We start from the raw sequence: 18263 nt of genomic DNA, 5'->3' as shown, positions 1-18263 counted from the left end.
TTGGCGAAACACTACATTGCTTTATAAAACTAGTGGCTTTTTCTTGTGACTGCCAAATCTCAACCTGACTTATTTATAAGCTTCTCAGTTGCATATGTGTACATTTGCTGACGCTAAAACAGACAAATTCGTGATTCCGCTTTTCAAGAGCACAAAAAAGATACGGCCAATCTCACTTATGAAACACATTGCAATGAAAAGTTACGGATCTTCCTTGACCGCTCTTATCACCGACGAAGGTTATGTACTACTTTTAATATTCTGCTCAAAAGGCAAACACTTAGTACAAAAATGAGTCGTTATTTCTTGGGAGAAAGTTATGGCTATCAACTTGGTTCTCAGTCAAGTCGTTGGACAAGCATTTGTAGTGAAACCAGACGGAGAAATGGTTCCTGCTGAAGCAAATACTGTGGTGCAAACAGGCGACGTGCTGTCTGTACCAAACGGAAAGAATGCTTGGCTGGTAACAGAAGATGGCGAACAGGTTGATGTGCTTGATGAGGCGTTGCTCGTTGGAGAGGAAGGACTCGAAAGTCTTGATCTGCCCTCAGACGTCGCTGAAATCATTGCGGCTATTGAAGAAGGCGATGACCCAACCCAAAAAGAAGGCACTGAGACTGCGGCCGGTGAAGAAGCTGGTGGCTCGGCACTCACAGCTGCATCGGTCATTGAATACAACGCCTCCACAGGCGGAATCAGCAATATATCCAGCTTTGACAGCACAGGACTTTTTTCTTCAGGGCTTTCTCAGGGGCAAGCTGATACCCTTTTCAACACCCGCTTTGCCGCACTACTTTCAAATAACGAAGAAGGCGCGGACGATGGAAGCGGTGATTCCAGTGACAGCACCAATGACGGTAATGGTTACGTAACACCGACGTTCAACGGCCTAAACATATCCTCTCAGGAAGATGGCGACATTGTTCTCAGCCGCACTGATATTCTTGGGGCAATTACTGGTGGAGACACTGCCAACATTCAGGTTTCGAGCATTCAATCAAGTGTTGAAGGCGCAACCATCACAGAGAACAGCGATGGCTCATTTACGCTGACACCTCCACCAAACTTCAACGGCACCATCATATTCACAATCGAAATCACTGACGGCCAGTCAACGGTGACTGGCAACGTAAGCGTGAGCGTCGCAGAGGTTGAGGATATTCCAGAAATCACCATCACACCTGTAGAGCTCACTGAAGATGACAATGTCTCTGAGGGCAGTGTGATTGCATCTATTGATGCCACTGATGGCGACGGCGACGCACTGACCATTACTATCACTAATGATCCAGACGGCTACTTTGCCATTGAAGACGGCAAAGTTGTGCTAACGGAAGCAGGCGCAGCCGCCATTGACGACGATACTCTGAACCTTGAAGAAATCAGTGTCACCGTCAGTGTCTCCGATGGAAAAACGACGGTTGAAGAAACGGTAACACTCCCCATCACCCGCACAGATGATGACGCTACTGTTGAAGGTGATACTACCGCAACAGTAGCGGACGGCAACGGGACAGTCCCTGCTTCAGCCTCAGGAACCCTGAATGTTGTAGACCCAGATTCCAACAATGAAACCACGTTGGATAACGGCACCTACAAAGGCGAATACGGCACTTTGGTCGTCGAAAACGGCGCTTGGGTTTACACCGTCGATAAAGAGTTGGTTGCTCCGCTTGGTGAGGGTGAAAAAGCCACTGACGTTGTGACGATTACGGCTTCTGACGGCAGCACTCACGAAATCACACTGAACATCCAAGGCACTAACGACCCAGCTCAGATTTCCGGTGATGTCACCGCTACTGTGGTTGATAAAAGCGGAACCATGACTGCAACGGGAACCCTGAACGCTGCAGATGTTGACGGTACAGACAACAAATTTATTGCTGAAACCATTACCACACTGCGTGGTGAAGTGACTATTGATGAAAACGGCAACTGGACCTATACCACCACAGATCCAACCGGTGCGATTCAGCGTTTACCGGAAGGTGAAACACTGACCGAAGTCGTCACAGTGCGCTCAGAAGACGGCACAGAACAGCAAATCGTTCTGACCATTGAAGGCGTCAATGACCTCCCCGTTTTCTCCGCAATTGCTGAACGTGATGTTTACGAAAGTAATGATGTGATCAGCGTATCAGGCACCATCAATGTGGTTGACCCTGACAACGGCCAATACTACATGGAAGCCGGAACCTACGTGGGCGAGCTCGGCTCTGTGACTATGGATCGTGCAGGTAATTGGACCTATACCTCTGATCCGGCACAAAACGCCGCATTGGACTCGCTAAAAGAAGGCGAGCAGCGCGTCGATACCATTACTGTTCGTTCACAGGACGGTACAGAAACCGAAATCAAAGTCACCATTATTGGTACCAATGATCCTGCAGAAATCGCTGGCGACATTGTCGGTACTGTGGTCGAAGCCGATGGCACAATGACGACATCAGGACAGTTAACCGCGACCGATGTTGATGGCGAGAACACCTTTACTCCGCAAACCATTGAAGGGCGCTGGGGTGAACTGACGATTGATGAAGACGGCAATTGGACGTACAGCTCCGACGACGACAAAGGTGCGATTAACCGCCTCGGCGAAGGCGATCAACTGACAGATACCATCACTGTTCAGTCTGAAGATGGCACTGAGCAAACCATCACAATTACGATTAACGGGACAAATGATACTGCTGTCTTCAGCGGCATGAGTAGTGTGAGCGTCAACGAAACCGACAGCCAAATTACCACCAGTGGCAGTATCAACGTGTCTGATGCTGACTATGGCGAGTATTTCTTCCAGGAAGGTACTTTCAACGGAGAGTACGGCGAAGTCACCATAGACCGGGCAGGTAACTGGACCTACACATCAGATCCTTCCAATACTGCTGAATTTGATGCGCTTAAAGAAGGCGAGCAGCTCACAGATACCATCACTGTCCGTTCTCTGGACGGTACAGAAACCGAAATTATAGTGACGATCGTTGGCACCAACGATCCGGCCGAAATCGCGGGTGATATCGTAGGTACCATTGTCGAATCCGATGGCACCATGAGCACGTCTGGACAACTGACATCAACCGATGTGGACGGCAACGACAATACCTTCATGCCTCAGACTGTTGAAGGTCGTTGGGGTGAAATCACTATTGATGCGAACGGTAACTGGACCTACTCCACCACTGACGAGAAAGGTGCAATCAACCGCTTGGGTGAAGGCGACCAGCTCACTGATACCCTTTCGGTACGCGCAGAAGATGGTACGGTACAAACCATTACCATCACCATTGATGGAACCAACGATGCCGCAGTCTTTAGTGGCAAAACCAGCGCCACTGTCGATGAAGCGGACGGCCAAATTTCTACCAGCGGCCGGGCGAAAGTCTCCGATGCAGATTATGGCGAGTATTTCTTCCAGGAAGGCACTTATACCGGCACCTACGGTGAAATCACCATAGATAAAGCAGGTAATTGGACCTATACCTCTGCATCGGAAAACACCGCAACCTTTGATGCATTAGATGCAGGTGATACCTTGCCTGAGTCCATCACAGTTTACTCTTTGGATGGCACGCCGCTCACTATCGAAATCACGATTCAGGGTACCGATGATCTTCCTGTTGTGAGCGGTCAAACAGGTGGTGTGTTGACAGACACCACCAGCGGTGAAGTACAAACCATATCAGGTTCACTGTCGATTAGTGATGTAGATGCCGACGACACACCAACGTTCGAAGATACACGCATCGAAGGTGAATTCGGCGTATTGGAAATGGTCGATGGGGAGTGGACCTACACGCTGGACAAAGAAGCAGCTTCAGCGCTAAATGCAGGTGAAACTGACACTGACGTCATCACGTTGACCGCCAGTGATGGCACCGAACAGAAGATTGTCATCACAGTCACAGGCACAGACGATGAGCCCGTCCTGACGGGCAATACCGTTGGCTCAATCAGCGACAACGGTTCCCCAACCACATCAGGCTTTATCAGCGTCATCGATCCGGACTCAGACAACTCGCCAACCCTGCCAGATGCCGAAGTTGATGGCCAGTATGGCTCGCTGACGCTGGTCGATGGCGAATGGACCTACACGCTGGATCCTGATTCTGTCGCAGCATTGCCAGACGGTGAGACCACTATTGACGTCGTTACTGTCGAAGCTTCTGACGGTTCGAAGCACGAAATCACCATCACTATTACCGGCACCGATCAGGAGCCTGTGCTAACAGGCAATACCACAGGTACCATCACTGAAGGCAGCGCAGCGCTGACCGCCTCTGGTTCAGTCGAATTGGTCGATGTGGACACAGGCGAAAACCCTACGCTACCAAATGGCACAACGACCGGCCAATACGGATCCTTAACATTGGTCGATGGAGAGTGGACTTACACGCTGGACCCGGATCTTGCCCAATACCTGGATGAAGGTGAAACCACCACAGACACCATTAGCATCACGGCTTCTGATGGCACAGTGCATGACATTGTCATCACCATTACCGGTAGTGAGGATTCTGCAGTCCTTGATGGTGACACGACAGGCGGTGTCACCGATGAAACTGGCTCGCTGACAGCCACTGGTTCGCTAACCGTTAGTGACCCAGACAGTAGTGATAACCCCACGCTGCCAGACACCAACCAGCAGGGGCAATATGGCTCCTTCACCATGGTTGATGGAAACTGGACCTATACGCTGGATCCTGAATTGGCAGCCAGTTTAGACGAAGGTGTCACCGTTACCGATACCATCACAATTACCGACTCCATGGGTGGTACCCATGAACTGTCCATCAATGTAACGGGCACAGATAACGCGGCAGAGCTGACGGGAGATACCTCAGCAAATCTGGTGGAAGGCACAGACATCACCGCAACCGGTTCCATAGAAGTGGTAGATGCAGACAGCGGTGACACGCCAGTGATTGCCAACACTGATGTTGATGGTCAATACGGCTCCTTCTCACTGGTCGATGGAGAATGGACATACACCCTAGATCCGTCTGTTGCCCAGGGATTGAATGCCGGTCAAACGGCAACTGACACCATCACCCTGACCGACAGCGAAAACAACGAACACCAAATCGTTATTACTATCGAAGGCACTGCCGATGCCGCTGTTGTTTCCGGTGACTTCACCGGTTCTGTATCTACAGAAACAGGCCCTGTGGTTGAAGTCACTAACCTGTTCGTATTCGGTGAAGATGTAGATGGCGACACCGAAGATTTCAATGCAGACAGCCAGCCAGGCGACCTGAATTTCAGCTCCACTGGATTCAGCGCCAACATCACTGACAGCGATGGTAGGCTGAACAACGACGGCTCCCAGTCCATTGAACTGAATGGAGAGTCATATCCAGTTTCGGTTAACGCAACGGTTCAATATACCGATGCGTATGGCAATGTCTTCACAATGGCTGTGCTGACGGTGTCAGCTACCGAAGCCGGAGAATACTTCGGCGGCACCGGCGAACCTATGACTATGTTGGTTCAAATCGATGGCCCGGATATCGTTCCAGGCACTGACTTGACGCTGGTCGACGGTTCGTACAACGAAGTCAGCAGCATCAATTATCTGGATGTTACCGATGCAGTCACAGCGACAGGTCAAATCAGCATATCTGATGCCGATACCAACGATACGCCAGAATTCGCCAATACCACCATTGAAGGACAATACGGTACGTTTGAACTGGTCGACGGTAACTGGACTTACACTATCGATCCATCTAAAGCGGAAGCCCTGGGTGCAGACGATGTTGCGACTGAAACCTTCACTCTGACCGCATCGGACAATACCCAACAGACGATCACTATCGAAGTGACGGGTACCGACGATGCCGCTGTCATCACAGGTGATATGACGGGTTCAGTCACCGACCAAGACACCTCGACATCTGGCTCGATAAACATCACTGACCCTGACGGTGGTCAAACAGCCACCATCGACAATGTCACCATTGAAGGCGAATACGGTACCTTCGAATTAGTCGATGGCGAGTGGACTTACACCGTCGACCCTGACAAGGCCAAACCGCTGCCGGAAGGCGAAGAAGCCACAGACTCTTTCACTCTTACAGCTTCAGACGGTTCTACTCATGAAATCATCGTGACCGTCACCGGTACCGATGATGCCGCTGTTGTCACAGGTGACACCACCGGACAAGTGACCGATCAAGACACATCGACGTCAGGTTCAATTACCGTCACCGACCCAGACAACGGTGAAACCGCCACTATCGACAATGTCACCATTGAAGGCGAATACGGTACCTTCGAATTAGTCGATGGCGAGTGGACTTACACCGTCGACCCTGACAAAGCTAAACCGCTGCCGGAAGGCGAAGAAGCTACAGACTCTTTCACTCTTACAGCTTCAGACGGTTCTACTCATGAAATCATCGTGACCGTCACCGGTACCGATGATGCCGCTGTTGTCACAGGTGACACCACCGGACAAGTGACCGATCAAGACACATCGACGTCAGGTTCAATTACCGTCACCGACCCAGACAACGGTGAAACCGCCACTATCGACAATGTCACCATTGAAGGCGAATACGGTACCTTCGAATTAGTCGATGGCGAGTGGACTTACACCGTCGACCCTGACAAAGCTAAACCGCTGCCGGAAGGCGAAGAAGCTACAGACTCTTTCACTCTTACAGCTTCAGACGGTTCTACTCATGAAATCATCGTGACCGTCACCGGTACCGATGATGCCGCTGTTGTCACAGGTGACACCACCGGACAAGTGACCGATCAAGACACATCGACGTCAGGTTCAATTACCGTCACCGACCCAGACAACGGTGAAACCGCCACTATCGACAATGTCACCATTGAAGGCGAATACGGTACCTTCGAATTAGTCGATGGCGAGTGGACTTACACCGTCGACCCTGACAAAGCTAAACCACTGCCGGAAGGCGAAGAAGCTACAGACTCATTCACTCTTACAGCTTCAGATGGTTCTACTCATGAAATCGTCGTGACCGTCACCGGTACCGATGATGCCGCTATTGTCACCGGTGACACTACAGGACAAGTGACTGCTCAAGACACATCGACGTCCGGGTCAATTACAGTTACCGATCCTGACAACGGTGAAACGGCCACTATCGACAATGTCACCATTGAAGGCGAATACGGTACCTTCGAATTAGTCGATGGCGAGTGGACTTACACCGTCGACCCTGACAAGGCTAAACCGCTGCCGGAAGGCGAAGAAGCCACAGACTCTTTCACTCTGACGGCATCAGACGGTTCTAACCATGAAATCATCGTGACCGTCACTGGTACCGATGATGCTGCTGTTGTCACCGGTGACACTACCGGACAAGTGACTGATCAAGACACATCGACGTCAGGTTCAATTACGGTTACCGACCCAGACAACGGTGAAACCGCCACTATCGACAATGTCACCATTGAAGGCGAATACGGCACCTTCGAATTAGTGGACGGCGAGTGGACTTACACCGTCGACCCTGACAAAGCTAAACCGCTCCCTGAAGGCGAAGAGGCTACAGACTCTTTCACTCTTACAGCTTCAGATGGCTCTATTCATGAAATCATCGTGACCGTCACTGGTACCGATGATGCTGCTGTTGTCACCGGTGATACCACTGCGTCTATTACTGACGTCGATACCTCAGCAACAGGCTCTATCACGGTTACCGACCCAGACAATGGCGAAACGGCCACCATCGGCAATACCACCATAGAGGGCAACTACGGGACCTTCGAATTGGTCGACGGTAACTGGACCTACACGGTAGACCCAGACAAAGCGCAAGCTCTGCCAGAAGGCGAGGTAGCCACCGAAACCTTTACCCTCACGGCGTCTGATAACTCAACGCACGAGATTGTGGTCACGGTTGAGGGCACCAACCAGTCTGCGGTTGTCACAGGCGACACCACTGCGTCTATTACTGACGTCGATACCTCAGCAACAGGCTCTATCACGGTTACCGACCCAGACAATGGCGAAACGGCCACCATTGGTAACACTACGATTGAAGGCAACTACGGGACCTTCGAATTGGTAGATGGCAACTGGACTTACACGGTTGATCCAGATAAAGCACAAGCTCTACCTGAAGGCGAAGAGGCGACCGAAACCTTTACGCTCACTGCGTCTGATAACTCAACGCATGAGATTGTGGTCACGGTTGAAGGCACCAACCAGTCTGCGGTTGTCACCGGTGATACCACTGCATCTATCACTGACGTCGATACGTCAGCAACGGGCAGCATTACCGTTACCGACCCAGACAACGGCGAAACAGCCACCATCGGTAACACAACCATAGAGGGCAACTACGGGACCTTCGAGTTGGTCGACGGTAACTGGACTTACACGGTAGACCCAGACAAAGCGCAAGCCCTGCCAGAAGGTGAAGAGGCGACCGAAACCTTCACTCTCACCGCGTCCGATAACTCAACGCACGAGATTGTGGTCACGGTTGAAGGCACCAACCAGTCTGCGGTTGTCACCGGTGATACCACTGCGTCTATCACCGACGTCGATACCTCAGCAACGGGCTCTATCACGGTTACCGATCCGGATTCTGGTGAAACGGCCACCATCGGCAACACCACCGTTGAAGGCAACTACGGGACCTTCGAATTGGTCGACGGTAACTGGACCTACACGGTTGACCCAGAGAAAGCGCAAGCTTTGCCGGAAGGTGAAGAGGCGACTGAAACCTTTACCCTCACGGCGTCAGATAACTCTACCCATGAGATTGTGGTCACGGTTGAAGGCACCAACCAGTCTGCGGTTGTCACAGGTGATACCACTGCGTCTATCACTGACGTCGATACCTCAGCAACTGGCTCAATCACGGTTACCGATCCGGATTCTGGTGAAACGGCCACCATCGGCAACACCACGATTGAAGGTAACTACGGCACCTTTGAACTGGTCGACGGCAACTGGACTTACACGGTAGACCCAGATAAAGCGCAAGCTCTTCCGGAAGGTGAAGAGGCGACCGAAACCTTCACCCTCACTGCGTCTGATAACTCAACGCACGAGATTGTGGTCACGGTTGAAGGCACCAACCAGTCTGCGGTTGTCACCGGTGATACCACTGCGTCTATCACTGACGTCGATACCTCAGCAACTGGCTCAATCACGGTTACCGATCCGGATTCTGGTGAAACGGCCACCATCGGCAACACTACCATAGAGGGTAATTACGGTACCTTCGAATTGTTAGATGGCAACTGGACTTACACGGTTGATCCGGATAAAGCGCAAGCTCTGCCAGAAGGCGAGGAAGCCACCGAAACCTTTACCCTCACGGCGTCTGATAACTCAACGCACGAGATTGTGGTCACGGTTGAGGGCACCAACCAGTCTGCGGTTGTCACAGGTGATACCACTGCATCTATCACTGACGTCGATACGTCAGCAACTGGCTCAATCACGGTTACCGATCCGGATTCTGGTGAAACGGCCACCATCGGCAACACCACGATTGAAGGTAACTACGGCACCTTTGAACTGGTCGACGGCAACTGGACTTACACGGTAGACCCAGATAAAGCGCAAGCTCTTCCGGAAGGTGAAGAGGCGACCGAAACCTTCACCCTCACTGCGTCTGATAACTCAACGCACGAGATTGTGGTCACGGTTGAAGGCACCAACCAGTCTGCGGTTGTCACCGGTGATACCACTGCGTCTATCACTGACGTCGATACCTCAGCAACTGGCTCAATCACGGTTACCGATCCGGATTCTGGTGAAACGGCCACCATCGGCAACACTACCATAGAGGGTAATTACGGTACCTTCGAATTGTTAGATGGCAACTGGACTTACACGGTTGATCCGGATAAAGCGCAAGCTCTGCCAGAAGGCGAGGAAGCCACCGAAACCTTTACCCTCACGGCGTCTGATAACTCAACGCACGAGATTGTGGTCACGGTTGAGGGCACCAACCAGTCTGCGGTTGTCACAGGTGATACCACTGCATCTATCACTGACGTCGATACGTCAGCAACTGGCTCAATCACGGTTACCGATCCGGATTCTGGTGAAACGGCCACCATCGGCAACACCACGATTGAAGGTAACTACGGCACCTTTGAACTGGTCGACGGCAACTGGACTTACACGGTAGACCCAGACAAAGCGCAAACACTGCCAGAGGGTCAAGAAGCCACTGAAACCTTTACCCTTATGGCATCTGACAATTCACAACACGAGATCACTGTTACCGTTGAAGGCACTGATCAAGCTGCAGTGGTGACCGGTGATACCACCGCCAGTCTTTCTGATACTGACACTTCCGTATCTGGCTCTATCACAGTGACGGATCCAGACAGCGGCGAAACAGCAAGCATCAGCAACACTGATATTGATGGTGAATACGGCACCTTCTCACTGGTAGATGGTGAGTGGACCTACACCGTCGATCCTGATAAAGCACAGGCAATCTCTCAGGGTGATACGGAAACTGAAACCTTCACCCTCACCGCATCTGACGGATCGACTCACCAAATCACCGTCGATGTGGTGGGAACCGATCAGGCAGCAGTTGTCACTGGCACGACAACAGGCACAATTTCGACTGCTGATCTCTCCAGCGCGATCGTGGGCAACGCCTTCATCATGGATGAGAATTTCAGCGTTGAGTCGGGTGAGTTCCATACCTTCAACTTCCCACCATCGATCAATTTCAGCAGTGGTGGGGTCAGCGTCGAATTCACTGATAACGACGCGCGTCTGGATGGCGACAATACACACAACGAATACACCAATGACAGCTCACAAACTATCGAGCTAAACGGCGTTACTTATCCTGCAAACCTCGACTACACACTTCAGTACACTGACGCGCAAGGCAACGTGTATACCATGGCAATCGTCGATGTGGACACCAACGCCGATGGCAACAACTACAACGCGATTCCGGACAACGGCAAGGTACTGATCCAGCTAGATGGCCCAGAGATCACACCGGATACCACACTTACACTGGTGCCGGACTCATACAACAACATCGACAGTCTCGATTACGATGACATCGCAGCACCTGTTACTGTCAGCGGCACCATCGAGATCTCCGATATTGATACCAACGACAGTCCATCATTCGCGAATACCACTGTCGAAGGTCAGTACGGTTCACTCACTTTGGTAGATGGAGAATGGACGTACACCGTAGATCGCGACAAAGTGGAATCACTGGGTTCTGACGACAATGTTCAGGACGTGATCACGCTGACCGCCACTGACGGCACGACACAGAACATCACCATCAATATCTCAGGTACCGATGACGGTTCCATCATCGCGGGTGATGTGACGGGCAGCATCACCGAGGATGTCGGTGCGCAATCAGTTTCCGGCACCATTACTATCACAGACCCAGATAGCGGCCAGACACCGACTATTCCAGATGCGACACTGGACGGCACCTACGGCACGCTTGAGCTGGTTGGCGGCGAATGGACTTACACGGTGAATTCCGACGCAGTGCAATCGCTGGCGCAAGACCAAGTTGTTACTGACAACATCACAGTCACTGCAAGCGATGGCAACCAACAGGTCATCAGCATTACCTTGACCGGTACAAACGATGCCGCTGTGGTAACTGGTGATACAACGGGTAATGTGACCGATGCCGATGCCTCGACATCCGGCACCATCACGGTGACAGATCCAGACAGCGGCGAAAGTGCGAGTATCAGCAACACGACTATCACCGGGGAATACGGCACCTTTACCCTGACCGATGGAGAATGGACTTACACCGTCGACCCAGCGAAAGCGCAGCCGCTGACTGACGGCGAAACCGCTCAGGATACCTTCACGCTAACGGCCTCCGACGGTTCTACCCATGATATTGTGATGACGGTGACTGGCACAGATCAGGCTGGTGTTGTCTCAGGCACCACCACAGGCAGTGTCGATGCGGCAGGCTTCCAGCTTAACATTGAAGTCGGCGAGTCTATTTCCAGCGGCAATGTCACCACTGGCGACAGCAATAGCGCATGGACAACCACGACCACGACAATTGACGGCGTGCCTTATGTCATTTCCACTTCGTTTGGTTACGACGGCACCACCATCATTTCAAGGGTTGAAAATGACGGTTCACTCACTGAGACCGACCGCATCACCTACGACAGCACCACTGGTGTGGTGACTTCTTCTGTGACGGGTGATATCACCTCCACAGTTGAAAATGCAGGCTTCTCTGTCGGCGCATTGGGTAACGGCCTCACTCAGTCCAATGTTTCAAGCATTGACGGACAACCTACCCTGTTCTTGACCTCGCAGAACAGTGGTTCCATTTCTGCCTGGCAGATCTCCGACAATGGGCAACTGACCCCAAATGGCGGCCTGACCTTTGGCAATTCGCAAACCGGCATCGTGCGTGAAAATGTCACCTTCGAAACGGATGACGGGCAAACCCTCATTTTCGCAACCCGTCCTCAAGGCGACACCATTGATGTGCTGACCTACGACCCAGAAACCGGGGACATTCGCGAAACAGGAAACTCGTTTGCTTCCGGCGATGTGGTGTCGGGAATTGATATTGTCTCCGTGGGTGACAATACCTATGTCACCTCAGCCAGCGAAGGCAGCGTCAACATCTACTCAGTCGACAGTGCGACGGGTAACCTGACCCTCATCGACACCAAGCCTGTCGCAGAGGGCGATGGTAACTCTGTCACCATTTATGAAACACCAGACGGAAAGACTTACGCCATTGCTTCAAGCAGCGGCGCAGATGTCACCACGGTGTTCGAAATTGGCGAGAATGGCGCACTGACTCAAACTGACACCATCTCGAATGCGGGCGCTTACATGTCGACCGCTGGCTACATTGATGGCGAGCCGGTATTCGTTGCACCTAATCCAGACGGCGGTGTTGATCTGTTCACTATCGGTGATGATGGCAAACTCGTTCATCAGGGCAACGTAGCATCCATTGAAAACGACAAGACTCCACCTGTGATTGTGCAGACTGCGGATGGCAGTTACTACCTAGTTGACGCGGATGGCAACACCACCTCGGTTGAACTCAATATCGGCACCGAATCGCTCATCACAACATCGGGCTCATTAGATGTTGTCGATGTGGACGGTGGAGACACCACTGTGTTTGAGAACGCGACGGTGGAAGGCACCTACGGCACACTCGAACTGGTTGACGGTAACTGGACCTACACCCTGGATGAAGCCAAGTCTGAATCACTGGGAGAAGGCGATACCGCCCTGGATGTGATCACGCTAACCGCCACAGACGGCACCCAGCAGGACATCACTATCACGGTCACGGGCACCGATGATCTGGCTGAACTGACCGGTGATGTGACAGCAACAGTGACGGATACGGATGCGTCGGTGTCCGGCTCTATCACTGTTGTTGACCCCGATACCGGTGATAACACCACCATCGCCAACACCACCATGCAGGGCGAATACGGCACCTTCACACTGACCGATGGCGAGTGGACTTATACCGTCGACCCCGCCAAAGCAGAGCCTCTGCCTGAAGGCCAGTCGGCAGAAGATACCTTTACCCTGACGGCCTCTGATGGTTCTACCCATGATGTCACGGTCACCGTGACCGGCACCGACAATGCCGGCGTTGTCACAGGCACCACCTCAGGCAGCGTTGATGCCGCGGGCTTTACGCTGAATGTGGAAGAGGGTGGCAGCCTCACTGGCGGTGAAGTGACAGAGGCGGATCCCAATGCCAATGGTGGAAGGAGCACGACTGCCGTCACCATTGATGGCGTCCCTTACGTGATTTCCACCGTCTGGGGTTACAGCGGCACCACCATTATCTCCCGTGTAGAAGACGATGGCTCGCTCACTGAAACTGACCGTATTGTCTATGACCGCTATACCGGCACGGTGACGTCAACATCTGGCGGTGATTTGACTGCCGCATTGCAAGAGGCCGGTATTCCTGTCGGTGCGCTCGGCAATGGTCTGACTCAGTCCAATGTATCCTCCATTGATGGACAACCAACCCTGTTCCTGACATCGCAAAACAGCGGCTCCATTACCACGTGGGAGGTTTCACCCGATGGACAATTAAGTGTCACTGCAGGCCTCAACTTTGGTAACTCACAAACGGGTATTGTCCGCGAGAATGTCACCTTTGAAACCGATGATGGCACCGAACTTATCTTCGCGACCCGTCCTCAGGGTGACACCATTGACACACTGACTTATGACCCTGATGCTGGCACTATCGTTGAAAATGGCACCTCCATTGCTGGCGGTAATGTGGTGTCAGGTATTGATATCGTCAGTAATGAGCACGGTGACTTCCTGGTATCAAGCAGCGCAGATATGATCAACACCTATGCCATTGACAGCGCAACCGGTGAGCTCACCCTGATTGACAGTGAAGCCGTATCCTTTTCGTCAGCCAATACAGTTAATTTCTACGAAGCTGACGATGGCACCACCTATGCCATTGCTTCCTCCACTTCGGGCACCACCGTCATCTATGAAATCGGTGAAGATGGCTCAATGACCCAGACGGATGTTCTGGAAGGCGCAGGTGCCTACTCCTCATCCGCGGGCTATGTCGATGGACAACCTGTCTTTGTCGTTCCGAATGCTACTGAGGGCGTTGACTTATACACGATTGGCAGTGATGGTAATCTCGTTCACCAAGGGCATATCACCGGCATTGAAAATGACAACACGCCGCCGGTTATCGTCCAAACCGCTGACGGCAGCTACTATCTGGTCGATGCTGATGGCAACGCAGCCACGGTGAAACTGGAGATTGGCGAGTCTCTCATCACCACCTCCGGCTCGCTGGATGTGGTCGATGTCGACGGTGGCGACACCACTGTGTTTGAAAACACGACGGTGGAAGGCACCTACGGCACACTCGAACTGGTCGATGGCAACTGGACTTACACGCTGGATGAAAGCAAGTCCCAGAGTTTGGGTGCAGATCAAACTGCGCAGGATGTCATCACCCTGACCGCGACGGATGGCACAGAGCAAACCATCACCATTACGGTGACGGGTACCGATGACAAACCGGAAGTCTCTGGCGATGTTACCGCGCAAATCTCAGAAGATTCGCAATCGCAAACCGTCAGCGGCACTCTGTCGATTACCGATGTGGATACCAACGACACCCCAAGCTTTGCTAATACGACAGTAGCAGGCCAATACGGCGCACTATCCTTGGTTGATGGTGAGTGGACTTACACTTTGAGTGATGCGGCACAATCGCTCAGTGAAGGGCAGCAAGTTGAGGATGTCATCACACTGACAGCGACTGATGGCACCACTCAGGACATCGTAATCACAGTGACAGGCGCTGATGACGCGTCGTTCATCTCAGGTACGACTTCCGGCAGCGTGACCGAAGGTGATGCGGGTGACGTGATAACAACCAGTGGCAAACTCTCGGTAAGCGATACTGATAGTGACAACGTCACAATTCCGGACAGCAATCAATCGGGAACCTATGGCTCACTCTCACTTGTTGACGGCGAATGGACATATACGCTCGACAACAGCAAGGCGGATAGTCTCAACGAAGGCCAGAATGTGACAGATACCTTCACTGTGACGGCTTCAGACGGTTCCACACAAGAGGTTGTGGTGAACATCACTGGTAGCGATGATGCTGCTACCCTGACGGGAGACACCACAGCAACCATCTCTGATACTTCTTCAACGTCGGAAAACGTCACCATTAACCGTGGCTCTGATGGTACCTGGGATGTCGGTGAAGGTGACAACCTTTACCTCAATGTGAGCAACATTACTTCAAGCGCGGCTTACAGTAATAGCGTGGGTTACTACGTGATGGACGGTAACGGTAATGTTATCCGCTCAGCGATCATTTTCGACAACGCCCATTCGGTGAACAATTCAAGCGTAAACATCAACACATCGGGTGGTGAGAAAGTCGGTCTATTCATGATCCCGGATGGAGACAGTAAAGGCTTCAATGTAGGCAGTGTCAGTCTCAGCTTTGGCAGCGGCGGTGTCACCGCATACCAAGGAAGCGCATCTGGTACTACGTTTGTCTCGGAATCCTCGAAAAACGGAAGCAACTACGATTACGAGTCCAATTCCGGTACGTATTCAGCCTGGGAAGATATTGTGGGTGGAGGCGATCGCGATTACAACGACGTCGTTTTCTATGTCACCGCGACGCAGCAACAAGACCAGCCTATCTCAGCCAGCGGCTCAATCGGCGTATCAGATGTTGATAGCGGCGACACACCAACTCTTCCGAACACCACCGTTCAAGGTGAGTTCGGTACGCTTGTGCTGACCAACGGTAACTGGACCTACACCTTCGATGAAAGCAAAGCACAGCAAGTTGATGAAGAGACTCTGGAAACCATCGTCATTACTGACTCTGAAGGCGGACAACATGAGATTGTAATTGCTATCCAGGGTACAGATGATGCACCAATTGTTACTGGCGTATTCAGTGGTGCGGTGACCGAAGGCGATTATGGAGACAAAGTCACTGTTAGTGGAAATATTGCCATTAGCGATCCAGATGCTGACGATACGCCAGAGTTCCTAAACACCACGATTCAGGGGGACTATGGCACACTCACGTTAACCGACGGTGTCTGGACTTACGAGCTAGATGACGTGAAAGCGGAAGTCCTTTCCAGCTCCGACTATGTCACCGACACCATCACGCTGACGGCAACGGACGGCACGGTGCAAAACATTAATGTTTCCATTACAGGAACCAATGATGACCCGTTCGTGGTCGGCACCAACACTGCATCCATTGTGGCACCGGATTCGGTCACCAGTGAATTTGTGGATATTGGCAATGCATTCGTCCTCAATGAGGGTTACACCTTCTCAGGCGGCGACATGCAGTACTACGGTAACGAGCCGACATTCCAGTTCAATGACTCAGGCTCAACCATCCGTTTCTATGACAACGACGCCACGGTTGACGGCGACAACTACCGAAATGAGTACGTTCAGGACTCGAGTCAAAAAGTAGAGATCAATGGTGTTCAATATACCGCTACCTACGACTATCAACTCGATTATCAAGACTCAGCAGGGAACATTTACTCCTTCGCCGTGTTCGATGTGGATCTTGATGGTGACGGTGGCTTTAAATATGACTCCAATGAGCAAGGCCGCGTGATTGTGCAAATTGATGGCCCACAAATCACTCCAGGACTCACCATGGATTACCTGCGTGATACGCCTAATCAGCCTCGTTCAATGTCTTACTCTGACTTCACTGACTTCTCCGGCGCTTCTCTGGAAGCCACTGGCGTGCTGTCAATGGTAGATCTGGATGTAAATGGTTCACAACCAGAGTTCGCAGATACCACAGTGAATGGTCAATATGGCTCACTCGTATTGGCTGATGGGGTTTGGACTTACACGCTCGATCCCCACTCTACGCCAGCTTTGGGTGAAAGCGACACTGTGGCTGAGGTGATTACCCTCACCGCCACAAATGGCATGCAAACGCAGGTCAATGTCACCATTGGAGGCTCGGAAACAGCAGTGACTAACGCGTCGCTAAACGGCGTTAGCGATGCGCTGGATGATGTTATTGCCCTTGATGACGTTACCTTCTCTGGTAGTGATGGTAATGATCGCATAGCAGGTAGTAGTGAAGTGGACGTGTTACTCGGCAACGGTGGTGATGATGTCATTTACGGCAATGCGGGGAATGACATTATCGATGGCGGTCTTGGTGATGACCTGCTCTTTGGTGGTCAGGGCAACGACCTACTGGTAGGTGGTGATGGCTCAGATACTTATGCCTTCTTGCGTGGCGACCAAGGCACGGTCAATGAACCTGCAGTTGACCACATTGCCGATTTCGATGCTCAACAAGACGCCATTAACCTTTCCGACCTTTTGAACAACGAAACTACAGATTCACTGGGAGAATATCTATCGTTCAGTGACGACGGAGAAGGTCACGCTATGCTCAATATTTCTTCTCAAGGCGACGGCAACGTAGATCAGCAGGTAGTGTTCGACAACATGAGTGTCGAGGACATGGCTGACGCTTACAGCGTCGACATTACCGGCATGACCTCCGAGCAAATCAGCTCTTCGGTTATTGATGCGATGATTATGCAGAGCAAGATGATTGTTGACTAAATAACAAGAAGCCCAAGAGCCTAGCGCTCATTGCCAGCCGTCCTCCGGCTGGCATTTTTTTGTCTCAAATTCAGTAGATTGAGACATATCCAAACAACCTAAACTCGCTGAGTTCTGCATCTTCAGGTCGTTTGGGTATATA

At 51.8% G+C, this 18263-nt stretch carries 1 protein-coding gene; it reads left to right on the top strand.

What is annotated here, in order from left to right; genetic code table 11:
- Positions 1 to 319: 319 nt before the first annotated feature.
- Positions 320 to 18121: a VCBS domain-containing protein gene (locus tag GCE9029_RS26330; RefSeq protein WP_062663454.1), complete on the top strand. Its 17802-nt coding sequence runs from the start codon at positions 320 to 322 to the stop codon at positions 18119 to 18121.
- Positions 18122 to 18263 lie beyond the last annotated feature (142 nt).

The organism is Grimontia celer (assembly GCF_900055185.1).
In the GTDB taxonomy this organism is placed as follows: domain Bacteria; phylum Pseudomonadota; class Gammaproteobacteria; order Enterobacterales; family Vibrionaceae; genus Enterovibrio; species Enterovibrio celer.
This window is presented reverse-complemented; position numbering and strand designations above follow the sequence as displayed.

Bases quoted from the DNA above. Each gene is read 5' to 3' on its own strand.
- GCE9029_RS26330 (WP_062663454.1), top strand. From the start codon at position 320: ATGGCTATCAACTTGGTTCTCAGTCAAGTCGTTGGACAAGCATTTGTA.